Raw genomic sequence first — 22550 nt, 5'->3', positions numbered from 1 at the left:
CCGCAACGGTCGAGCAACTCGTCCGCCAACCGCTCGATGCGCGAGCGCGCCGGCGCCAGTCGCGTTCGCTGGCGTAACGGCCACTGACCAGGGCGTCGGGGTCAGTGCCCACGGCGAGGCGCACCAGGCCCCGACCGAGGACGTGCCGGGGATGAGCAGGACGCTCGGCGAGCGGTGCAGCAGCCACGCCAGCGCGACGGACATCGGCGTGCTCCCGAGGCCCTCCGCGACCCGTTCCAGGACGTCCGACTGCAAGCGGGAGAGGCCGCCCAGCGGGAAGTACGGCACGAAGGCGACGCCCTGCCGGGCGGTGCCGTCGACCAGTTCGTCGTCGTGCCGGTTGGCCAGGTTGTAGAAGTTCTGCACGCACACCACCGGGGCGATCGACTGCGCCTCGGCGAGCTGCTCGGCGGTGACCGTGCTCAGCCCCAGGTGCCGGATCAGGCCCCGCTCGCGCAGCTCGGCGAGCGTGCCGAGCTGCTCGGCGATCGAGCCCGGCTCGGGCGAGTTCATGCCTCCGACCCGCAGGTTGACCACGTCGAGCGCGTCCAGGCCGAGGCGGCGCAGGTTGTCGTGCACTGCTGGGTGAGCTCGGCCGGCGTCCGCGCTGGCGGCCAGCCGCCCTCCTCAGCACGGCGGGCACCGGCCTTGGTGACGATGTGCAGGTCGTCGGGGTACGGCGCGAGCGCCTCCCGGATGATCTCGTTGGTGACGTACAGGCCGTAGTAGTTCGACGTGTCGATGTGCCGGATACCCAACTCGCCGGCCGTGCGCAGCACTCGACGGCGTGGCCCGGTCCTTGGGTGGCCCGAAGACGCCAGGGCCGGCCAGTTGCATGGCGCCGTAGCCGAACCGGGTGACGGCGAGGTCACCCATCCGGTAGGTGCCACCGGCAGCTTGTCGCCGATCATGGTTCTTCCTCCGCCGGCCGGAGCGCCCGCCGGCACCTCGTACGGTGCCCGCCTCGGGCCTGCGCAACCAGGTCCCACCCATCCTGGGACCGACGGGGCCAGGGTCCGAGACGTGCGTCACGGCGCGTCCGGGAATCGTCGGCCGAGCTATCCAGTTGATCAATGCCGGGACGCCAGCGTACGCGAGACGTCCGTTCGACGACGAAGCGGAGACACGATGACAGCCCTGTTCAGCCCGTTCAGCCTGGGCAAGCTGGAACTGACCAACCGGATCGTGATGGCACCGTTGACGCGCAACCGCGCGGGCGAGGGTCAGGTGCCGCAGGAGATCTCCGCGACCTACTACAGCCAACGCGCCTCGGCCGGCCTGATCATCACCGAGGGCACCCAGCCCAGTGCCGTTGGCCAGGGCTACGCGAACACGCCGGGCATCCACTCTGCCAAGCAGGTCGAGGGCTGGCGGGCCGTCGCCGACGCCGTGCACGCGGGCGGCGGAAAGATCGTCATGCAGCTGATGCACGTGGGTCGGATCGGCCACCCCGACAACAAGGACGGCCTGGAGTCGGTGGCGCCCAGTGCCATCGCCGCCCCGGGCGAGATCTTCACCCGCAACGGGATGAAGGCGTACCCGGTGCCGCGGGAGTTGCGCGGCGACGAGCTGCCGGGGATCGTCGAGGAGTTCGTCCGGGCGGCGCGCAACGCCGTCGATGCCGGCCTGGACGGGGTGGAGCTGCACGCCGCCAACGGCTACCTGCTGCACCAGTTCCTGGCGCCGTCGAGCAACCTGCGGACCGACGGGTACGGCGGCTCCCCGGAGGCCCGCGCCCGGCTGGTGATCGAGGTGACCCGGGCCGTCGTCGAGGCGGTCGGCGCCGACCGGGTCGGCATCCGGATCTCGCCCTCGCACAACATCCAGGGCGTGGTGGAGGAGGACGCGGCCGACGTGGCCGCCACCTATGGCGCGCTGGTCGACGCAATCGCGCCGCTCGGCCTGGCCTACCTGCACGCCCTGGCCGACCCGACGAGCGACCTGATCGTCGACCTGCGGCGCCGGTTCGGGGGTCCGTTCATCGCCAACGACGGCTTCGCCTCGGTGACCACCCGGGCAGACGCGGAGCGCATCGTCGACGGTGGCCTTGGAGACCTGGTCGCGGTCGGCCGGAACTTCCTGGCCAACCCGGACCTGCCCCGCCGGTGGGAGATCGGCGCGCCGCTGAACGAGCCGAACCAGAGCACCTTCTACACGCCGGGCCCGCGTGGCTACACCGACTACCCGACGCTGGAGCAGTAGGCCCGGCGGCGGACCGCCCGGGCCGGCCGGTGACCGCCAGCCCGGACGGTTCGCCGCGCAGTGGCCGAGGCACCCTGCCCGGCCCGGCCCGGCCGGCGGTCGATCACTGCGACGTGGCGGTCCTGGCCTTCTGCGGGTGGATCGTCTCCTGCCGGGCGAGCATCGCGACGAACTCGCCGATCTTCCGCTGGCGGGTCTCCGCCCGTTTGACGGCGGGCAGGAAAGCTAGTACTCCCAGCAGGAGATCCGTTCTGACCTGCTGTGGCGGTGTGGTTTGTCCGTGGGCATGGAGCAGCCACCGCTGAGTCTCGTGGTTGTGTGGACCAAAGATACGGCGGTGGCCAGCCTCATCCACCTTCGAAGACGACCCATCGAGATTGCTCGCTACGTCGGCAGCACAGCACCTGAACCGCATCCCGGCGGCCCATCTAAGCTGGGCTGCGGCATTCGCTCGCTGCAGTCCGCTGCGGCCAAGCTCGTCGCGACGCGCCTTCCGCGGCGCCTACCCGGCATCAAGCGCTCAGGGAAACGAGTGACTTGAACCCAAAACGACCTCTTGTCGAGTCCTCTCAGGACTTGTCATTGGTTGCCAAAACCCTTGTAACGGAAAGTAGCCGAAGCGGGGCTTGTCATTACTTGCCTGAGGTGGTCATTGAGCTGCAAGGACGTCGCCCAAAGCCTCACCGACTCTCGTCACTCTTCGCCAACATTTGGCCTGGGTTTTCGGGGGGTAAACGGGGGCCAAGGTTGAACGGCCGCCACGTCTGGACCGTCTATCAACCGGTCCTGCCAGCTTCATAGATCATGTACCGACCGGACCTGCGGCAGCCCGTCCTCGGTCAACACGACCGTCACCGGGACGTCACGCGGTGGCGGTCTCTCGGTGGTGTCCCGCAACCTGCGGTGCGCGGGACATTCGCAGGACGGCTGCAGCGGGTCCGGGCACCCGACGATGGCAGACATCAGCCGCTGGACCCCGTCGGCGTCGACCGGCCACGACCAGTCCATGTCCCACGACTCCTCCCACGGCGGGTGGAAGCAATCGTGATCAAAGCGCACCAGAAGTCCAGCACCACACTCCGTGCAGGCCACCACGCTGCTCCAGCGGTAGTTGACCTGATGCCCCGAGGCACCGTGCGGGACGCCCCAGCAGCTGATGAGCACCACCGTGCGCTGATCCGCCCGGCACACGACGCAGATGCTCATGGCTGTCCCTCCCCTGCCGTACGCCCGCAACCACACCGTAGAAATCGACGACAACCCGCAGGGCAGGCAGAGGAAGCGAGCGCTGCTAGCTTCGAATTGAGGTGGGCTCGGTACGGGTGGAAAGGTGATTCCGTGTTGTCCCGACTGCCACGCGGCGGGCGTCCCTCTGCTCTTCGGCCTCCCGGCGCCGCAAGCCAGGGAGGCCGCAGCCGCAGGCGAGCTTGCGCTCGGCGGGTGCTTCCTCCCCGAAAAACCGGTACCGAACTGGCAGTGCCCACGGCAACACCGATGGCACAACGCCGATGAGCGGACATGGGACAGGCAGCTCCTGGCCGCGCTACTCGCACACGGCTACACCGGGTGGGATGCCGGCGGCGGAGCGGGCGCCCCGTCCGTTGTCTCACCCGCAAAACCGTTCTCTGCCTGCACCTGGTCAGCACCACGATGGCCGGCGCCAGCGCGTTCATGAGCATGCCGTAGTAGGGCACGACCACCAGTCGCAGGCACAACCACCACGCGTAGACCGCTGCAGCACTCCACGACTTGGAGTCGTTGAGCAACCCGTGCGCCAGGTCGTTACGCAGGCTTGGCCGAGCTGCTCGCACAGCAGAGCACGCAGTTCTAGTACTCCAGCCGCCAGGGGTGCCACGGGACCCTCGGAGTTATAGATCAGCTCAGAGGACAGCTAACGTTGGAGTATCAAGCTGCCAGTGGACCCCTCCAGGCAGCCCCCCTGAAGAGGCCAGGTGGGTGATGACACAAAGTTAGTGGCACCGATACCTTCTGTGAGTGCTTACGACGTTGGAGGGGCAAACGGCTCGAGCCGCAGGGCAACTTCTGACAAAGTTGACCGGCAAAGCATTCGAGGTTAGGCGACGAGAGAAGCTACGGTGGGCAGCCTATCCAGTAGTATCGACACAGGTGGCGGACTCCCTGTTTGAGCGTTTGAAACCGGAACAGCTCAGCGGATTGGCCGCTTTTATAGGCTCACCACAGTTCGAGCATTTGACCCTCCAATTACTATTGGCCCACCGGGCAGGCGAGGGGTCCTATCAGAGTGAGATCATCTCTGAGGTGCGCGAGCAGCTCCGACAAAGCTTGCATCATGCCATGCGACCAGAGCCGGACGTGCTTTATGGGGTTGCGTCTGTCGTCATGGACGCACTGGTCGTCGCCTGCGAATCGGCATTAGCCCAGCTGAAACGTCTTGATCAGCTGAGCGTCATAGAGGTAGCGAGCCGTGCACACGTGGCCGCTATGGGCGCTCGCAATGGTCGGCTACTAAAGGACATCGAAGAATTATCACTCCACCACGAGCAGGGAGATCGTCTGCGATCGCAGGTTGCCGCTGCGCATGCCACTATCCGGCTCGCACACATTGGCATGAGTCGCACATTCTCATGGGAAAAGCTGTATGTTGCACCAAGTCTATCCTCCAATCAAAAGGCTGGCGAGCATGTTGCCTTCGGGCGGCTAACCAGAATCGGCGAGCGATCGGTAATTCTTGGCAACCCGGGTGCTGGAAAATCTACGCTAGCTTCGAAGCTCGCACACGATGTCGCATCGACCGATTGTGGACAAGTTCCATATCTCGTAGTCTTGCGGGACCTATCGGAGGCATTACGACTGGGAGAACGCACACTTGTTCAACAGTTAACCAATGTGGCGCGGGACCCGTACAACATCGAAATGTCCAGTGCCACCGTGGAATATCACCTACTTAACGGTCGCGGAATTGTTATCCTAGATGGGCTCGATGAGTTAATTGACGTGGCGTTGCGCCGTCGCGTAGTTCAACTGGTAGAGGCCTTCGTTCGCCTATACCCACTCACGCCAGTCATCGCGACATCGCGGCAGGTGGGCTACTTTGAAGCTCCGTTAGATCCAGCACTCTTCCAGTCCTACGTCATTGAGCCGTTCGGCGAAAACCAAGTGATCGACTACTCCGGCAAATGGTTTCAGCTTGACCAGGAAGGGGAATCCGCCGAGAGCCATCGATTGAGCAACGCCTTCCTAAGTGAAAGCCAAGGAATCCCTGACCTTCGCGAGAATCCTCTACTTCTCTCGCTGCTCTGCGCAATGTACGCATCAGAGCAGTACCTCCCGCGCAACCGCGCTCAAATTTACGAGCGGTGCGCAGTCATGGTGTTCGACCGCTGGGACCGGATTCGCGGCGTGCAGTCGACGACCGAGTTCGATGGTCGCGTTCGAGGAGCCATACAGTCCTTGGCCTGGTTAATGTTCGCGGAGCTCGATGTCTCGGAATTGCCAAGGCATCACGTGTCGAGGTCCCTTGCTAAATACCTGAAGGCCAAGCGCTTTGAGGAGGACGAGGCACGGGCGTTGGCAGAGGAGTTTTTGGAGTTTTGCGCCGGTCGGGCTTGGGTGTTGACGGAGGTCGGCTCCACTGAGACAGAAGGCATTTACGGCTTTGCGCATCGGACATTCATGGAGTACTTCGCGGCGGAGTATCTTGTCCGGCACAACCCGACTCCAAACGCAATTTGGGCCTACCTCGCCCCCCGCGTCAGCCAAGGGCAATGGTCAGTGGTCGCTCACCTGGCACTGCAGTTACTAGATCGGAACACTGATGATGGGGCGGATCAGGTGGTGGAGGCCGCGCTGGAACAACATAACGCCGCCCAAGACTCCAAGAAAGAATTACTGACACTCTTCCTGGCCGAAGCTACGGGGCAAGTCACGCTTTCACCCGTGGCGATCGGACGAATCGTCAGCACAGCGCTCGAGTCGGTCCGCACATTCAACCTGTCACAGCGCTTTCGCTTCTTCAACGGAGCCGATTCGGTCAAGCGGTCCATGTCCGCCGATTCCCCCCTTGACTTCCTAATGAACTCAAGCTTGAACAGTAACTACTCATTGATAATCCGCGCACTCCGTGAGCAGTTGGCGCAGGATATCAAGGAGAGCGAGTCGACCTCAGATCTCGTTCTTACGTCTATATTGGGCGGAAGTATAGCGCGAGCCGAGCGGCGAAGCCATTGGCTACAAGCGAGAGAGCAGCTTCTCGAAGACTGCTTTGAGAAGTTCGCGTTGTGGCGAGCGCTAGAGCCATGGTCCGGGTTGATAGAATTCATGGCAGGCGATACGGCTGCGATGACTGTTGTTCTGGAAAGCTTTGGCGTGGAGCCCTTTTACATGTCATACGTGTTCATGGGTAGAGGCAGGCTTCCGGCTGCTGTCATCCTTGGCGAGGGCGGCAACAACGATAGCGCCGAATCGGCGGCCAGTGCTCTTGCAAGCCGACTAATCTCTATGCCGATCCCCTGGATCGACAGAAGGCGTTGGTTGGATGAAGTTGGAACGATTGCGAACAATGATGACGGCGCTCCGTGGGAACTCGGAGAAGAGGTGCTGGAAGCGACAAGCAATCGGATCCACCTCGCGACCCTGTTGGTCTTGATGCTCCCTTACATCGAGACTGAAGCCGAGCTCGACGTGGGATGGTGGAAGCTCAAATCAAATCAATACTTCGCAGTGGCTCTGGCTGCGCGACGGCCCGGCGGCCCGCAGCTCCGATATGCCTTGGGCAGCCAAATCTGGCCGGAGGATTGGGTTGCCTTTGTGGACCGGTGGGCAAGGAATACCGTCGGTGTGATTGCGGGAGAAACCTAGTAGTGCTTTGTTAAGTCGTTGTGGCGTGTCGCTTGTACGGGGATCGTGGCGGTGTTTGGCTGCGGTGCGTGGATGAGCGGGATCTGGTTCGGGTGCGGGCGCTGTTGGAGGACTTCGCGGCGGGGATCTTCGCGGGGTTGCGGCGGTCGGATCAGCGGGCGACGGGTCTGCGGTATCTGCGGGTCCGCCGGCGACCGACACCTGCTCGACACCGTTTCGGCCGACCATCCGAGCGTGGTCAAGGCGTGGGTCGACGGCGGCTACAACACCGCGGTCCGGGCGCACGGCGCCCCGGCTGGGCATCGACGCCGAGGTGGTGCACCGCCCGGGCAGGCAAGGGCTTCCACGTCAGCCACGCCGGTGGGTCGTCGAACGAACCTTCGGCTGGCTAATGCAGCACCGACGACTCGTCCGCGACTACGAGACTCTCCCTCAACGCACGAGGGCAATGATCCATTGGGCCATGGCTAACACAATGAGCCGCTACCTCACCCGAGAATCCACCCCAACCTGGCGAAACGAAACCACCTAATCGGACCAACCTCGCCAACCAAGATCAGACGCCCTCTAAGGCGCAAGAGTCGCACCTACCAGCGGGCACTCGACACGACGCCCGGCCCCATTGGGAAGGGTGCCGAGATGTGACGTCTCGGCCGGACCGTGGTGGCTCCTGTCCACGGTGGCCGTGATGACGCAGCGCCCGACCGTCCTGCAGCTCACCGACGACGGCCTGCTGCACGCCGTTGACGAGCCGGCGGTCGTCTGGGCCGACGGCAGCCCGTGGGCCCGCAACGGTGCCGCTGCCCCACCGAGGTGACGGCCCAACTGGCGGCCATTAGCGGCTCGACCGATTGAGTGACGCTGGAGGCCGGGCCCGTATGGCGACCCGCCCTCCGGCACGTCGGTACCGCCGTTTCGCGGGATGCGTTGGCGCGGCGGCAACTCGCGGTTCAGGCCTTGCCGATCGTCGGCGCTCGCGGGGGTCAGGCTCCGAGGCGGGTGGGTGAGGTTAGGAGCTGCAGGTGTTCAGCATGCTCTGCAGGGCGGACTTCTCCGACGACTGCAGGCTCAGTCCCCAGCTGGACTTCACGGTGATCCACATCTTGCTGTAGGTGCACCGGTACGACGACAGCGGCGGCTGCCACGTCGACGGGTCCTGGTCGCCCTTGGACTGGTTGACGTTGTCGGTCACGGCGATCAGTTGCGGGCGGGTCAGGTCGTTGGCGAAGCTCTGCCGTCGGCTGGTGGTCCAGCCCCTTGGCTTGACCCCTGGCGGACGCGACGGATGGATAGACGGCCACAGCTGTCAGATGCCGCGTCCACGGGTCGTAGCGACGACCCTGTTCACCCCCGGCCCCAGCAACGCCGGGCCAACGAAAGGAAGCACGACCCATGCCCGCCCCGACCCCGACCCGGCCCGGAATTCAGACCGGGCGCCGACAACCGCCGGCCAACTGCCAGCCGCACGACGCAGTACAAGCAGCCCGGTTCGACCAGCATCCTGGACAGGCGATGAACGGCCCCGCCGCCACCGAATGGCGGCCAGACCCGCTCCTGACCATCGACGACCTCGCGGCCTGGCTGGGCAAGCCCAAGAACACGCTCTACGCCTGGCACAGCCGAGGCAAAGGCCTCGCGCCATCCGCGTCGGCAACACCCTGCGCTACCGGCGCAGCGAGGTCGAGCGCTGGCTCGAAGACCACACCGACGCGGAGCGGTGAACAATGGCCCGACCTGAGCTGGCCATCGGCACCTCAGGAAAGATCCGGATCGAGAAACTCGGCCCAGGAAGATTCCGGGCACGCGCCAGGTTCCGCGACTACGACGGCATCACCCGCGACATCGAAGCCACCGACACCACCGGGCCGGCCGCCGAACGGACCCTGAAGGCCAAACTCCGCGACCGTGCCACCCCCACCGACGACGAGATCACCCGCGAAACCCGCATCAGCGCCCTCGCCGAACTGTGGGTCGAAGAGATCACCGCCGAGGAGCGCATCGCGCCGCAGACCATCCACCGCTACGCGACCAGCGTCCGCACCTCGATCCTGCCCGCCCTCGGCAACCTCCGAGTCCGGGAAGCTAGCGTCGGACGTCTCGACCGGTTCCTGCGCGGCATCGCCAAGGACCGCCCCTCAGCCGCCAAAGGCGTGAAGGTCGTCCTCAGTCAGATGTTCGCTCTGGCCGTACGCCACGGCGCCATCCCCACCAACCCGGTCCGCGACACCGGCCGACTCCGCAAACCTCGCCGCACAGTCGTCGTCCTCTCGCCCGAGCAACTCCAAGCCGTCCGCGCTGCCATCCGCGAATGGCAGCGGCCGATCCCTGGCAAGCCCGGGCCTCGGCACAGCGGCGACTTGGCCGATGTCGTCGACCTCATGCTCGCCACCGGCGCCCGTATCGGCGAGATCCTCGCCCTCCGCTGGGAGGACCTGGACCTCGCCGCCGAACGACCGACCCTCACGATCTGCGGCACGCTGGTCTTCATCAAGGGGCAAGGCTTCTTCCGACAGCCCTGGACCAAGAGCGACGCCGGCTACCGGAGGATCGTCCTCCCCCGGTTCGCGGTCGGCATGCTGATGGCCCGCAAACTCACCGCCGCGGACAACCAGCACGACGCGATCTTCGCCTCCCGACGAGGCACCTGGCTCTCACCCAACAACGTTCGCCGTCAGTGGCGCCAGGCCCGCGCCGAAGCTGACCTCGACTGGGTCACCCCGCACACCTTCCGAAAGACCGTCGCCACCCTGATCAAGGAGGAGACCGACACCAAGAGCGCGGCGGCGCAGCTCGGGCACTCCAGCGAGGAGGTCACGGACACCTACTACATCGCCAAGCCGGTCCAAGCCCCAGACGTGTCCGGCATCCTCGAACGTCTCGGCAGCCACCCGAGCAACCAAGGATCATCATCAAGAGAGAACGATGCACATCGATGACGAATTTGGTTGCCGCACCACGTAAACGGGGGGTTTTCGGGGGGCGGTTCAAATCTCCATAGAAGAAAGTCAAAGCCCTGACCAACGTTCCCGCTGGTCAGGGCTTTTTCTTTGTCGGGACGGCCGGATTCGAACCGACGACCCCTTGACCCCCAGGACGATTTGGTGAGCGTGCCCGCACGTCACAGACGCTATTCCCATGATCAAGCTGTTCGGCCGACGGCTCAACGTCCACCATCAAGCATGACGTGTGGTCCCCACGTGGTCCCCGGGGGCTTACGCGCTCGGGTACCCGGTGATGCCGCTTGGTCACCCGTTCGACGAACCAAGCTACTGACCCGTGGCTGGCCAACGCGTTCGTGACTGCGCCTTGGTCCTAATTCACCCGATATCGTGCGCGAGCGAGAAAGCCGCAGCCGCCAACTGTCCTCGCTGCGGCTCACGGCCAGCCTAAGCGTGGTAACTGACGACTGCCCTTCTCGACCGACTCGACCGCAAGTTGGACGCCTCTGCCCGTCACCGCAGTGATAGTGCCGACGACGACAAGCTCCGATCACCGCCACCTCGCGGGCTTGGCCGCAGATTCCGCCTATCGGGTCATGTGAGCACGACGGGTTGAGCGCTGCTGCAGCTCCTCCAAAACGCGCTGCCCTTCGGCCCCCAGTGCAAGAAGCATGCGTTCCGAAAATTCTCTCAGAACATGCGAGTTTCTAGAGTAGTCGGAAGTGAGCGCCTCAATAATCAAGGATTTTCCAACAGACGAGTCGTCAAGATAATAATGGATCACGAGACCAGCCCGTCGACGAAAATCCTTGAACTGACCACGAGCGCCCACCTGAGAACGAGCGAAGGCCATCATTCGTGCGCGCTCCACTTCGTCAAGCTTCCAAGATCCCACAAGCGGGCACGACGTCAGAACCCAGGCTGCCATTCGAGCGACTTCTCCATTCGCCGCATTACGCCATACTCGGATCATCTTCAGTTGGAGAGCATTGATGATATCAGGATCATAGTCTGGCACTTGAGAAAGGGCCCATGCAGCGGCCCACATCTTTGAGAAGTAGAGGCGGTCACATCGGTGCAACCGCTCCCCAATAAGCCCCGCTATAAGCCTCTCGATAGAAGCATCGACCCGGGTGACCGCTTCTCGACCAGATCGGCTCTTGCTTCGGACTGCAGTGCTCTGACGAAACGCTGTAACCATAAGCGCAAGAGAGCCCGCGATAGCGACTTTCTCATCATTTGAGACAAGCCTTTGAAGGATCCACTCATCGAGAGGAACGCTGTTACCTGACAAGCGGTAGTCCATGTAGGTGATATCTGCGATGGCCGAACCAAAGATCGTGAGATCCTCATCGTCAAGGCGATACTTGTCCAGACAAACACGACGCAGAAGGGCGTCGTACCGTCCTCCATGGAGCTGACCCACTAGAGAGTCAGCTGCAATGCCGCCAAAGTACCGGAACGCGACGACGCCTACTTCGATAGCTTCGCGGGCGAGGTCTGGAGCGATCTGGACTTCATCACGAAGGCATCCGATCAAGTTGGCGGTCAGCTGGCTCTCGCTGCTATCTAACTGTACCGCGAAGCGTTCCCGCCTTCGATCAAGTAAAGCCGCACGAACTCTTTCCAATAGCCGCGCCACAATCTGAGCAGCTTCCATTTTGGATGAAACAGCAGTGAGCGTAACGACTTCCTGCCATTCTTCCAAATCAAGCCGATCCTCAAGTATTTCTACGATTGACTTACCTCTCGATGCCGCATCCAGATGCCTCTCCGCAATCGCCTGAGCCGCCAAATATTCCTGAAAGGTCAGGTGCTTGAATTCGTAGGTTGGCTTAAGTTTACCGCCCACAACTTCATGCCCGCTCAGAGTCATGAGGCTACTTCTTTCCTCAACTCTGTCCACAAAGTCGCGAACCGGGGTGACGGCATAGGCTAATACCTCCGGAACGTCTCTCCGGGCGGATGCCAAAAGGTCAGAAAGCTCGTCAAGCGTGACCGTCTTTTTTCCCTGCGCCATCATCGCGTAGGCGGTATAGGCGAGCTGCGGAATCGCTTCCTCCGGATCGAGGGGAAGATGCCCCTCAGCATTCCAAGTCATAAGGAGAACTTCAATCGCCTTATCATATAGAACGCTTCGGCGTCGTGGAACCTGACCAACCCAGCGCTGCACTAGCAAGAGAGTTGTTAAGAGAAGGGGGTTCGTTGCGAGGCTATGCACACGGTCCGTCTCCACGATGAAGTCAGCTAGATCGAGAGCTTTCTTCTTAATTCCAGCAGACTTCCCGACAACTTCGCTATGCCAGGCAACTACGAGTGTACGGATGGATTCTTCAGATAGGTCGGCCACCTTCATTTGATGGCAAATAGAATTTACTGAGGCAGCTACCGACCTAAATCCCGCCTCGCGGGATGTAACGATCAGCCTACACTTCGGGTACACGCCGATGAATGTCCTAAGCTGGCCCACGAAAGCAAGGCGGTCGGCAGATGAGGCAATCTCATCAAGCCCATCGACAAGCAACATAAGGTTGCCATTCCGAAGCTCGCCAGACACAAGCCTCACGAAGTCATCGCGATACTCCGGCATTTCAGCGCGCTCGACCTGCTCAGCGATTATCTGCAGGATGGTCTTGCGGACACTTCCGGCAAGGTGCCTACATTTAATTACCACTGGGAACCAAGACGCTTTGGGGAGACCATCAGCGCTTTCCCCGAGTCTAGACTTATCAGCATAGGCGACAGCAATGCGCTTCAGCGCCGTGGTCTTTCCCGAGCCAGGCAAACCAAGAATCGCGAGATGCTGATGCGTCTCTAGCACCTCTCCGAGCTTGTAATGGGATGGAGCCTGCTCCTCCTCCTCCAGCGAAGACTCGACCGCCGGGTCGCCTTGAGTCGTCTGGGAAACTCGGCCATTGCCTCTGACAATCCCTGTTTCTACAAGCTGGAGGGGCACATAAAGAGCTTCTAACTTAAATTGACCCGAACCCATCGTCTGATCAACGGGCAGACCTTCTAGGGTGATGCCACCAAATTCCTGCTTTAAGAAGCTCAGGTATCGCCTTTTGACCGTCGCCCGATTGTCGGGCTGAGGTGCCTTGTTAAGGAGTCTCAGCATCCCCAGAGAATCCTTGGCGTTCTTCGCAGTCGCGGCTACTTGCTTGGCCATAGTTAAACTCAACGGGGTGCCGTCCGCGTGCACTAGGCAAACGGCCGCGCGCTGCCCGTGAAGGCTGAAATATACTGCCCAGATCCATCCGATCGCATGGCCGATTAGGTCTGGATTTTCTTCCAATTCTAGATCATTTCCGGATCCCGCCGTTTGGCGAGCCGCGTCCATCGCGCGGACCGGACCAACTATGATTTTACCTTCAGCGAGTTCATCGCGAACACGCCTACCATCCAGTAAGGCGAAACGCCCCCCAAGCTCTTCTTCCTGGGCGATAGCAGACGACCGGAATCCGGCGAGCGAAATGAAGTAGCCGTGGACCTCGCGCCCTTCCCGTCGCCGACGCTCGGCATCAAGAACGCCGTAAAACTTGTTCAGGTCGGCTCCACCAGCAGGGGTTGCTCCACTTTTGAACTCTGCCACTACGTTCCGCGCCTCGAACCGGTGAGTCGCCGTTAGGTCTAGCTCACGCCCTGTCTTGTGCGTGTCGAAGATGCAATTGTCGTAACCTAACGTGAAGATCAAGTCTGCCGCGAGCCTCGTCAAGAGGTCGCCCTGCTCGTTGATATTCGCCGCAATGATACGAACGGGCATCTCCATGCTTCGTCCCCTATGATCGATTTTGCTCGCAAGTCGGCAGTCTAGGGGAGGACGAGGGCCAACGTATGAATCTTTTCAAGCGATTCGCCGGCATTCTCACATCCGGCCGTTCAGGCAACTCCCGGGAAGGCAAGGGGCCAACAGTTAGGTCTAGACGGCTGATTGGCAGGCCGTCACTCCATGCTAGCTGTCGACTACCCACGATCTCCGCCAGTGTCACCGATGAGCGATCTTGGTTCGGCCAGCCCTCAGGGTGTGGGTGACACGAGTGACTGCGGTGACTCCCTCATCAGTCACGCAGGAACTGCGCCAGCGAAGCGTCGTCGTGACGCTTCGTCCGGGGGTAGCGATCCCCGTGGGGATCGTCCGACTCGATAGCCCGCACGTGATCAAGCAAGCCAGAAGGTGTGAGTTTGTCAAGCAGATCAAGGTATTCCGACCAACCGTACAGCGCCATCTGGTCCACAGGCCGGGTAGCGCCATCCGAGCACGCCGCAGCCCGACGCATGGCATCGGTTGGATAGCTGGCGGTCCGGGCGTGCTGGGCAGCGTTCGGGTCAGCTGCAGCCACCCACCACCCTGCCGGGCGATTGCGGGCCGCAGTCTGGCGCGCCACTAGCGCGGCCAGCGCCTCGGCATGTTCCGGGCTACCGAAGCGCATCCCCGCGACCGCTGCCGGCTCAGTGCCGCTGATCTCCTCAATGGAGAGGTCGCATGTCACTTCTGGTCCAGTATCGAGATCGACAACCACGCTCACGTCGGAGAGCGCCAAGGCATCAACCTGATCCGCCCCCACCCGCAGGATGCCGACCGCCGCGCAGGGTGTTCCCGCGTTGGTCAGGTCGCAGGTGTCAGCGTGCAAAAAAGCGACCGCCGCAATTCCCTCGGCCAACCCATCGGCAAGCGGCATGTCCGGAGCGGCGACCAGTGCGGCCATCGTCCGTACACCGAGCTGGCGCGCGTACCACGCCACGCCGTGGTGACAGCCGCCGTAGGGGATGCCCGCCCCGTCGACGACAACCGCCAAATCGGCAGAGGCGATTACGAAATCCTCGTTGGGACGGCCGGGCGCGGCATCGGTTGCGAGCGAGAACAACGGTTGGCCTCTCTGGTCAGGCGGCGGTGGTCAGCAGGTCGCGCAGCTTTGCTACTGCTGGAGATGATGCCCAGGGCCGTAGCTGGCTGAGCAGGTTCCGAAGGTCGTTGAGCGTGCGGGACGATCCGGTAGTGCTGGCGATGGCGAAGGACTCCTCAGCACACGCACACGCCAGCTCCGGGCTACCCGCGAGCACGTAGGCATGGGCGAGGCGAGACAGGTACTGGCCACGGTCGCGATGGTAGTCCGGCGGAAGGGTGTCGAGCACGGTCGTAAAGGCCGACACGGCATCGGATGCCCGGCCAAGTTCAAGGTGGCACTTGGCGCGGGAGATCGCTAGGTACAACCGCAGGTCGCAGTACCGGCCATCGGACGGGTCGCCTTGTAGCGGGATGGCTGAACCGCCGTCGTCGAGCAGTCGCTCGGCCAGGTCTAGCGCGCGGTCCGATGCACCGCTTTCCCCGTACACGGCGTGCCCGAGCGCTTCCGTCTGGGCAGCAATGGCGCGTACCCGCAACGACTCCGGTCCCCGATCCCGCTGGCCTGCGCTGGCAAGCCGCGCGGCGTGGGCGCCGTTCCGAGCGCTGATCGCCTGAACGGCACGGCGAGTGAGCACGAAGGCAGCCATCCGGTCATCCTGGCCAGCCTCGGCCCACTCCAAGGCGCGGCGGTACCAGGCTGTTGCGCCGTCCGTGTCTCCCGCGTCCTGGTGGAGCCAGCCCGCGAACTCCGCGTAACCAGCGCCCACCCGCAGCAAGTCGTCGAGCGTCTGACCGGACGCATCCCGCGCCATCTGCTCGATGGAGTCGGCATGCGCAGTGATGGCTGGAAGCAGGGCGCGGGGACCGAGCAGGTTGTCTGCCGTGTAGTGGTCACGTAGGGAACGGCGAAGGAACTGAAGGAGGTCCGGCGTCACCCGGCGTGCTGTGCGGTTGGTAGGCGACGGCAGCAACAAGGACGTTGGCGGCTCAGGATCCGACGCGGCAGCGGGCGGAGGCGGCTCCTGAAGGAGTTGCGTAAACCGCACCTGCGCGTCATCGTCAGCTCGCTTCAGGGCTACGTCGAGCAGTTGCTGCGTACGCATCGCCAGATCCGCGTCGGGCTGCGCCTCCCACTTCGTCACGCCCCGGGTGGACACCCCCAGGTGCGCGGCGAAGTCGTCGAACGTCATCCGCGACGCCAGCCGAAGCGCCCGCGCGTGGCGCCCCGTCCACGCCGTGACGACGTGCATGCGCCCACCTCCCCCGCAGGCTGTGTTTCCCCGGAGTCTAGCGGTGCGTCAAATGACGGTCACCGTCTGAGTTCCATAGTGGTGCATCGGCAGTTCCATGAGGTTCATGGGAAGCCGGCGGCTGCTCACGTTGACTAGAGCCATGAAGCAGCCAGCGCCTTTCGAGCAGGAAACGAAGCAGGCTGAGTGGAGATCAGACCTCGATCGAGCCTCGGCGGGGGCGGGATGCCTGCCACTCGCGAACCGCCGCCGGCCGCCAGGCCGGCGACCGGCCGAACATGCGGTCAGGGGCGGGCGCCTGCCCTCGTGAGACGTAGGCCGCCCAGGTAGCGCGGCTCACCGGCGCTCCCGCAGCTTTGAGGAACGCCAGTACGTCGGCAGTCGTCCACCAGTCGGTCGGCAGCTCACCCGTCGTCTCAGACATCAACAGCGAGGGTACGCCACCCCCTCACCCAACACGCCGCGCTGATCAAGGTTCCAAGCCTTGCGTGAATACAACGTCGAGCTGTAATGTCCGCAGCATAAATACAACGTCACGTTGTATACGACGAACCCACCACGTCAACCACCGGAGGTTTCCCGTGCTGAAGCGTCTCGCCATCGCAGCGGCCGAACCGGCCGCTGTCGAGCTGGCGGCCATCGAAGCGGAATGGCCGCTGATCGCCGCTGAGCTGGACGTGCTCGACGCCGAGATCACGATGCTCAACGCCGAGGACCACGGCGGACCCTCGCCGCTGGACTGGCGGCGGCTGCGCCGGGCCGAGGCCCGCGTCACCCGCGCCGCCGCCGACCTGACCACCCGCACCGACCCGCACCGCGCGGCCTGATGTCCCGCATCCGCACCGCCTACTTCGATCCAGACGGGACGCGGTACGGCATCCCTACCTACTGGTGGCGGGGTGCCCCGCCCGGTTACGCCACCCGCCGCCAACTGACCGCCGCCGGTCTACGGCCCGCTGGTCAGCCGATCGCCGCTCAGATCCTCTGGCACGGAGTCGGCGGCACCCGCACCGCCTACCTCTACCGGGTCGACATGGCCCGCCCCAAGCGCACCGCCACCCCCGCCCAACGCGCCGCCATCGGCAAGGCGCTGACCGCCCGCCGCACCTGCCCGACCTGCGGCACGGTCCGGCCCTACTACATCCCGCGCTCGCTGGGCGAATGCCTCGCGTGCGCCTACCCCCTGGAGGACGCAGCATGACCGCCCCGACCATCAACGGCACGCGCTACCCGCAGCCCGTAGACGCGCTGTTGCCGGCCGCCCGCAATCTCACCAAGTCCCTCGACGACCTGCCGAGCCGCAACCGGCTGATGCGCGAGTTCCACATCGGCGCACCGAAGGCCGACGAGCTGCTGTCGCGGCTGCGTGACGAGCGCGCCGAACAGGACCGAGCGGACGCGCTGCACCTGTACATGGTCAAGCGTGGCAGCCTCGCCGAGCCGGTCGAGCTGTTCCCCACCGACGACGACGAGCCCGGCCCGGACCCGGCCACCGCCCCGGACGTACCCGAGGCCACCGCTGACACCGCTGAGCCGGTGGAGATCACGCCGGCCGAGGCGGACGCCGAGGCCAGCACGGTCGGACACCCGGGCACGCCCACCCCGGCCGCGCCGGTACGGGCGGCGGTGGCGTGGCCAGTGGTGCTGCTGGCGCTGCCGGCGTTCGTCGCGATCTGGTCCGGGTGGGTCGGCCTCGGTGGACTCACCGGGTTCGGCATCGTGCACCCGCTGCCGGGCATCTGGGACAGCTTCTCCATCAACTCCGCGATCACCCTGCCGATCGGGGTCGAGACGTACGGCGCGTACGCGCTCTACGTGTGGCTGTCCGGCCGGGTGCCCGGCCCGGCCCGCCGGTTCGCCAAGTGGTCCGCCCTCGGCTCCCTCGCGGTCGGGGCGCTCGGCCAGGTCGCTTATCACCTGTTGGAAGCCGCCGGCGTGACCTCGGCCCCCTGGTGGATCACCACCGCCGTGGCCTGCCTGCCGGTCGCTGTGCTCGGCATGGGCGCCGCACTCGCCCACCTGGTCCGCACGCACGACTAGTTCCGCCCGGCGGCACGGCCCCTGGCCTAGGAAACCGATGCCGTGCCGCCGGCCCTCAACCCCTCAGCCAACGACTTCGGGAGAGACCACCATGTTCGCAGATCCGACCGGCGCGCACGCCGCCACGTTCGCCGCTGTGTTCGCCGCGCTGTACGTCGCGCACCAGGTCGCCGACCACTGGGTGCAGACCCAGTGGCAGGCCGACCACAAGGCCGAGGCGGGATGGCTCGGCCGCCTCGCCTGCGCCGCCCACGTCACCACCTACACCCTCACCGCCGCCGTCGCCCTGGCCACTGTCGTGCTCGCGACCGGTTTGCGGCTGGATCCGTGGGGCGTCGGGATCGGGCTGGCGGTGTCGGCGGTGTCGCACTACATCGCCGACCGGCGAACCCCGCTGCGCCGGCTGGCCGACCTGCTGGGCAAGGACCCGCACTGGCTGACCCGAGGCGGCGGCATGTACGCCCTCGACCAGTCCTGGCACTACGGCTTCCTGCTCGTCGCCGCTCTGTTCTGCGCGGTCTGACCACCCCCGCCCCCACCGGCCCGGCCACCGCCCGGCGGTCCGGTGGGGCGCGGAGGCCGCCAGACCCGCTGACGGCGCTCACACCTGTGGAGGAATCCCCGTGGCTATCTCGTCCTGCAACCAGTGCGGCAAGGGCTTCAAGAGCGTGTCGATCGACGACACCGGCACCCTCGCCATCTGCACCGCCGGCCACTACAACTTCGACCCCGCCACCGCCAGCAGCGGCGGCACGGTCACCACCGGCCGCATCACCGTCACCGGCCAGTCCGCGATCGGCAACGGCGCGACCGCCATCGGCAGCACCAGCGGCAAGGACCGCAAGAAGCGCCGCTGACCCTCGCCCCCTGTCCCCCGCTGGCCCGGCGGCGCGGCACCCGGCTTCCCGACCTTCGCCGCGCCGCCAGCCCTTCCCCATCAGCCTGACGACCTCAGGAGAGACATCCATGATCCCCCGACGCGCACCCCACCCGCACTCCCGCACCGTCCTGCTCCCTTGCGGCCGGCACTCCATGACCCTCTGGGGCAACGCCACCCCGCCCGCCACCTGCGCCGACTGTGACCGCCGATGAGCACCCCCAAGCGGTCCGCCGCCGCCAAGCCCTCACCCAGCGAGGACGTGTTCAAGGGCTTCCGCACCTCACGCGGCGGCTTCACCGGCACCGCCAAAGGCAACGGCCGAACCTGGAACGACAACGAGCACCGCCCCACCTCCCGCATCCCCGCCACCCGCAAGGAGGCCCGCCGTGGTTAGCCCCAACCCCCACGACGACGGCGACCGTTTCGACTGGCACGCCGCCGAACGCGACCTGAACAACCCGGACGCCGACGTGGTCGACTTGGACGCCGCCCGCGCCGCCCGCAACACCGACCCCGATCCGGACGACGGTGGGCCGGCGTTGGTCGACTCGCCCCTCGCGCAGCGCTCGCCGCGGTTCACCCTCGACGGTGCTCGCGCGGGGCAACGTCGGCCGATCCTGCCCGCGTGGCTGCGCTCGCGTGACGAGCTGGTCGACGTGATGCGATGGGCGGTCGGACACCTGCTGCACACCACCGCCTACCACGCCGCACGCGCACCGAAGTACGCCGGGAAGGTGGCGCTACGCGCCCCCGGCGGCGCGGCACGCCTCGCCGGTGGGGCGGTGCGGTGGGTGTTCGACTGGGAAGGCGAGCGGCTACGCCAGGTCACCTCGGAAACCCGCGACGGTGAGCTGTACCTGAAGCTGTCCCGCCAGCGTGACCGCCGCGTGCGGTGGCGCGGCATCGTCGCCACCTTCACCCTCTCCCTCACCCTCGTCGGCGGGGCCGCGATGGCATGGGCGCCGAGTTGGGCGCAGTGGGCCATCCCCGCCCTGCTGGTCACCCTGTGCGGGCTGGCCGGTCAGCCAGCCGACAAGCCGCTGCTCGACACCGCCGTGGTCATCCCCCGCGTCGCCCGGCTCACCTCGGACGTGGTGGTGCGCGCCCTGGCCGTGCTCGGCATCGCCGGCATCACCCAGGCCATCGGCAAGCAGGGCACCAAGGCCATCGCGTTCACCGCGCCGATCACCCGCGACGGCCCCGGCTGGCGGGCCGACATCGACCTGCCGCCCGGCGTGACCGCCGGGGACGTGATCGAGCGGCGGGACCGGCTCGCCGCCGGCCTCACCCGCCCCCTCGGCTGCGTCTGGCCCGAAGGGCAGCCCGAGGTGCACCCGGGCCGGCTGCTGCTGTGGGTGGGCGACCAGGACATGGCCGCCACCCCACCCAAGCCGTGGCCGCTGCTCAAAACCACGGGCGGCTTCGACCTGGGGCGGCCGGTGCCATTCGGCACCGACCCGCGAGGTCGGGTCATCTCCATCGAACTGCCCTACACCAACCTGCTCATCGGGTCGATCCCCGGCTACGGCAAGACCGCCGCCACCCAGGTCCCGATGCTCGCCGCCGCCCTCGACCCCTACGCCGAACTGTGGTGCTTCGACTTCAAGGGCACCGGCGGCCTCGACCCCCTGGAGAAGGTGTCGGCCCGGTACGCGTCTGGGCAGGACGACGACACCGCCGAGCAAGGGCTGTTGGCGCTGCGGGAGCTGCGCAAGGAATGCCAGCGGCGTGCCGCCGTCATCAAGGGCCTACCGAAGACGGTTTGCCCAGACAACAAAGTCACCCCGGAACTCGCCCGCCGCCGCAAGCTGGGCCTGCACTGGCTCGTCGTAGCGCTGGACGAGGTGCAGGAACTGTTTTCGCACGCGGAATTCGGCAAGGAAGCTGGAGAGCTGGCCGAGAAGGTCATCAAGCTCGGCCGCGCCCTGGGCGTCATCCTCGTCGTTGCCACCCAGCGACCCGACGCCAAGAGCCTGCCCACCGGCGTCAGCGCCAACGCCGGCACGCGATTCTGCCTGCGGGTCATGGGCCAAATCGAAAACGACATGATCCTCGGTACCAGCGCGTACAAGAACGGCATCCGGGCGACCATGTTCGCCAAGAAGGACAAGGGCGTGGGCTACCTGGTCGGCGCAGCCGACGACGCGCAGATCGTCCGGACGTTCTACGTCGACGGACCGACCGCCGAGAAGATCACCGACCGGGCACGCGCCCTGCGCGAGGCGGCCGGCACCCTTACTGGCCACGCCATCGGGCAGGCCGCCCCGACTACGGCGGCCCGCCGGGACACCCTGCTCGACGACATCCTCACCGTCGTCCCCGCGACCGAGGCGAAGGTGTGGGCCGAAACCCTCACCGAGCGGCTCGCCGACCTCAACCCGCAGGCGTACGCCGACCTGACCCGCGACCAGTTGACCGCCGCACTCAAGCCCTACGGCATCACCACCGGGCAGGTGTGGGGCACCGACTCGACCACGGGCAAGGGCGCCAACCGGCGCGGCATCGAACGCCAGCACATCACCGACGCGGTAGCGGAACGTAACAAGCGGCGGGGAGACAAAGCCGCTTAACCCGGACAGCGATGGGTCGCTAGGTCTAGCGGCACCCCCCGCTAGACCTAGCACCCCCGCTAGCAACCCATCCCAACCCTGGCCAGCGCCCTAACAACTAGCGGCGCCAGCCCTCTGCACCCTCAAACCGGCTCGTGGAGGCATTTCGTGACCCCCATCCTGCTGCTAGCTAGTCTCACCTTCCTCGGTTACACACTGTGCTACCTCGCCGTCTGCACCGTCTCCCCGTGGGGACGCTGCCGCCGCTGCCACGGCCGGCGCTTCCACCGCACCGCCATCGGCACCCGACGCGATTGCCTCCGCTGCGACGGCACCGGCATCCGCGTCCGCATCGGCCGCCGCCTCATCGACTACATCCGCGCCGAATACCGGGCCGGCAAGCCGTGACCCGCCCCAGCGAGCACACCGACTGGTGCGGCAGGGACCACCGATGCGGCCTCGGCGAGCACCGGTCACCCGAAATCGTCGTTGACATCCCCGGCCAAGCACGCGCCGTCCTGATTCGCGTCCGCACCGCCGCCGGCCGTGAACACGCCGAGGTACGCCTCCGCGTCGCCCTCGCTCCCGGCGAGGTGGCCGCCCGCCGGCAGTTGGTCGGGCTGCTCGACGACCTGCGCCAGGCCGTCACCCGCGCCGCCATCGCCGCCCGGCCGCGACCGAGGCGGGCCGCGTGACGCCCCGTCCGCGCCGCGACGGCGCATCGCCTCGCGACCCGCACCTCACTGGCGGTCTCGAAGTCTGGTTGACCGGGACGCCGGCCGAGCTGGACGCCGCCACCGCCTCCCTGACCGCCGCCGGCCACCTCGCTCAGCACGGCACCCGGTGGCCTCTGACCGGTGCCGACGCTGGCCGCCACCGGCTCTACCTGCGCCTGACCATCACCGCCGCCCCACGCCGACCCACCCGCACCCAGGACACCGCCACGGGCGCACTGATCGACCTCGACGCCGCCCGCGCCGGCCGCCGACCCGCCTAGGAGAACCG

General features: G+C 65.5%; 19 protein-coding genes and 4 pseudogenes. 16 read left to right on the top strand and 7 right to left on the bottom strand.

Annotated features, from left to right (window positions below):
* Window positions 1–132: 132 nt before the first annotated feature.
* Window positions 133–876, bottom strand: a pseudogene (locus tag ACLQ2W_RS29080) (oxidoreductase); the annotation flags it as partial.
* 252 nt (window positions 877–1128) lie between these two features.
* Between ACLQ2W_RS29080 and ACLQ2W_RS29075 the strand changes: the two are divergent.
* Window positions 1129–2202, top strand: a complete 1074-nt coding sequence (locus ACLQ2W_RS29075; protein WP_425790452.1) for an alkene reductase — start codon at window positions 1129–1131, stop codon at window positions 2200–2202.
* Between the two features lie 103 nt (window positions 2203–2305).
* Here ACLQ2W_RS29075 and ACLQ2W_RS29070 read toward each other — a convergent pair.
* Together ACLQ2W_RS29070 and ACLQ2W_RS29065 are read right to left on the bottom strand one after the other, a co-directional pair.
* A pseudogene (locus ACLQ2W_RS29070) lies at window positions 2306–2422 on the bottom strand (YdeI/OmpD-associated family protein); the annotation flags it as partial.
* 575 nt (window positions 2423–2997) lie between these two features.
* Window positions 2998–3408 (bottom strand): hypothetical protein, encoded by a 411-nt coding sequence (locus ACLQ2W_RS29065; protein WP_425790450.1) that lies wholly within the window; start codon window positions 3406–3408, stop codon window positions 2998–3000.
* Between the two features lie 921 nt (window positions 3409–4329).
* Here ACLQ2W_RS29065 and ACLQ2W_RS29060 point away from each other — a divergent pair.
* The 3 genes from ACLQ2W_RS29060 to ACLQ2W_RS29050 all read left to right on the top strand — a co-directional run bounded on the left by ACLQ2W_RS29060 (window position 4330) and on the right by ACLQ2W_RS29050 (window position 7858).
* A complete protein-coding gene (locus tag ACLQ2W_RS29060; RefSeq protein WP_425790448.1) occupies window positions 4330–7041 on the top strand; it encodes an NACHT domain-containing protein in 2712 nt (903 codons plus the stop codon).
* A gap of 226 nt (window positions 7042–7267) precedes the next feature.
* Window positions 7268–7573, top strand: a complete 306-nt coding sequence (locus tag ACLQ2W_RS29055) for a transposase (RefSeq protein ID WP_425790613.1) — start codon at window positions 7268–7270, stop codon at window positions 7571–7573.
* 99 nt (window positions 7574–7672) lie between these two features.
* Window positions 7673–7858, top strand: a complete 186-nt coding sequence (locus ACLQ2W_RS29050) for a DUF6745 domain-containing protein (protein WP_425790446.1) — start codon at window positions 7673–7675, stop codon at window positions 7856–7858.
* Window positions 7859–8050: 192 nt separating this feature from the next.
* Here the strand turns inward: ACLQ2W_RS29050 and ACLQ2W_RS29045 are convergent.
* A pseudogene (locus ACLQ2W_RS29045) lies at window positions 8051–8293 on the bottom strand (hypothetical protein); the annotation flags it as partial.
* Between the two features lie 260 nt (window positions 8294–8553).
* Here ACLQ2W_RS29045 and ACLQ2W_RS29040 point away from each other — a divergent pair.
* Both ACLQ2W_RS29040 and ACLQ2W_RS29035 read left to right on the top strand, forming a co-directional pair.
* Window positions 8554–8762 (top strand): annotated as a pseudogene (locus tag ACLQ2W_RS29040) (helix-turn-helix transcriptional regulator).
* 3 nt (window positions 8763–8765) lie between these two features.
* Window positions 8766–9977, top strand: a complete 1212-nt coding sequence (locus ACLQ2W_RS29035) for a tyrosine-type recombinase/integrase (RefSeq protein WP_425790444.1) — start codon at window positions 8766–8768, stop codon at window positions 9975–9977.
* A gap of 589 nt (window positions 9978–10566) precedes the next feature.
* Here ACLQ2W_RS29035 and ACLQ2W_RS29030 read toward each other — a convergent pair.
* The 3 genes from ACLQ2W_RS29030 to ACLQ2W_RS29020 all read right to left on the bottom strand — a co-directional run bounded on the left by ACLQ2W_RS29030 (window position 10567) and on the right by ACLQ2W_RS29020 (window position 16076).
* On the bottom strand, window positions 10567–13749 hold the full coding sequence (locus ACLQ2W_RS29030; protein ID WP_425790442.1) for an NACHT domain-containing protein: 3183 nt from the start codon (window positions 13747–13749) through the stop codon (window positions 10567–10569).
* 289 nt (window positions 13750–14038) lie between these two features.
* Window positions 14039–14845 carry a hypothetical protein gene (locus tag ACLQ2W_RS29025; protein WP_425790440.1) on the bottom strand — a complete coding sequence of 269 codons (807 nt, stop codon included), beginning with the start codon at window positions 14843–14845 and terminating at the stop codon, window positions 14039–14041.
* A 16-nt stretch (window positions 14846–14861) separates the two neighbouring features.
* Window positions 14862–16076: a hypothetical protein gene (locus ACLQ2W_RS29020; RefSeq protein ID WP_425790438.1), complete on the bottom strand. Its 1215-nt coding sequence runs from the start codon at window positions 16074–16076 to the stop codon at window positions 14862–14864.
* Between the two features lie 581 nt (window positions 16077–16657).
* On the opposite strand from ACLQ2W_RS29020, the gene ACLQ2W_RS29015 reads away from it, so the two are divergent.
* The 10 genes from ACLQ2W_RS29015 (at window position 16658) to ACLQ2W_RS28970 (ending at window position 22542) form a co-directional block, all read left to right on the top strand.
* The gene (locus ACLQ2W_RS29015) at window positions 16658–16903 is read left to right on the top strand and encodes a DUF6284 family protein (RefSeq protein ID WP_425790436.1); all 246 of its coding nucleotides are present in this window, start codon (window positions 16658–16660) and stop codon (window positions 16901–16903) included.
* Complete coding sequence (locus ACLQ2W_RS29010) at window positions 16903–17277, top strand: RRQRL motif-containing zinc-binding protein (protein ID WP_425790434.1); 375 nt, start codon at window positions 16903–16905, stop codon at window positions 17275–17277. Before ACLQ2W_RS29015 ends, ACLQ2W_RS29010 begins: the two co-directional genes overlap by 1 nt.
* Complete coding sequence (locus ACLQ2W_RS29005) at window positions 17274–18116, top strand: ABC transporter permease (RefSeq protein WP_425790432.1); 843 nt, start codon at window positions 17274–17276, stop codon at window positions 18114–18116. The genes ACLQ2W_RS29010 and ACLQ2W_RS29005 overlap by 4 nt, the downstream gene beginning before the upstream one ends.
* A 91-nt stretch (window positions 18117–18207) precedes the next feature.
* Complete coding sequence (locus tag ACLQ2W_RS29000; protein WP_425790430.1) at window positions 18208–18639, top strand: helix-turn-helix domain-containing protein; 432 nt, start codon at window positions 18208–18210, stop codon at window positions 18637–18639.
* A 100-nt stretch (window positions 18640–18739) separates the two neighbouring features.
* A complete protein-coding gene (locus tag ACLQ2W_RS28995) occupies window positions 18740–18973 on the top strand; it encodes a hypothetical protein (protein ID WP_425790428.1) in 234 nt (77 codons plus the stop codon).
* 231 nt (window positions 18974–19204) lie between these two features.
* Window positions 19205–19390, top strand: coding sequence for a hypothetical protein (locus tag ACLQ2W_RS28990; RefSeq protein ID WP_425790426.1), 186 nt, complete (start codon window positions 19205–19207; stop codon window positions 19388–19390).
* Window positions 19383–21566 (top strand): cell division protein FtsK, encoded by a 2184-nt coding sequence (locus tag ACLQ2W_RS28985; protein ID WP_425790424.1) that lies wholly within the window; start codon window positions 19383–19385, stop codon window positions 21564–21566. The genes ACLQ2W_RS28990 and ACLQ2W_RS28985 overlap by 8 nt, the downstream gene beginning before the upstream one ends.
* A gap of 147 nt (window positions 21567–21713) precedes the next feature.
* A complete protein-coding gene (locus ACLQ2W_RS28980; RefSeq protein ID WP_425790422.1) occupies window positions 21714–21953 on the top strand; it encodes a hypothetical protein in 240 nt (79 codons plus the stop codon).
* Window positions 21950–22240 (top strand): hypothetical protein, encoded by a 291-nt coding sequence (locus ACLQ2W_RS28975; RefSeq protein ID WP_425790420.1) that lies wholly within the window; start codon window positions 21950–21952, stop codon window positions 22238–22240. The genes ACLQ2W_RS28980 and ACLQ2W_RS28975 overlap by 4 nt, the downstream gene beginning before the upstream one ends.
* 68 nt (window positions 22241–22308) lie before the next feature.
* A complete protein-coding gene (locus tag ACLQ2W_RS28970; RefSeq protein WP_425790418.1) occupies window positions 22309–22542 on the top strand; it encodes a hypothetical protein in 234 nt (77 codons plus the stop codon).
* Window positions 22543–22550: the final 8 nt, after the last annotated feature.

It is taken from the genome of Micromonospora sp. DT227 (assembly GCF_049841835.1).
Taxonomy (GTDB): Bacteria; Actinomycetota; Actinomycetes; order Mycobacteriales; family Micromonosporaceae; genus Micromonospora.
Note: the sequence above shows the minus strand (reverse complement) of the source record. Positions and strands in the feature narration are given on the sequence as shown.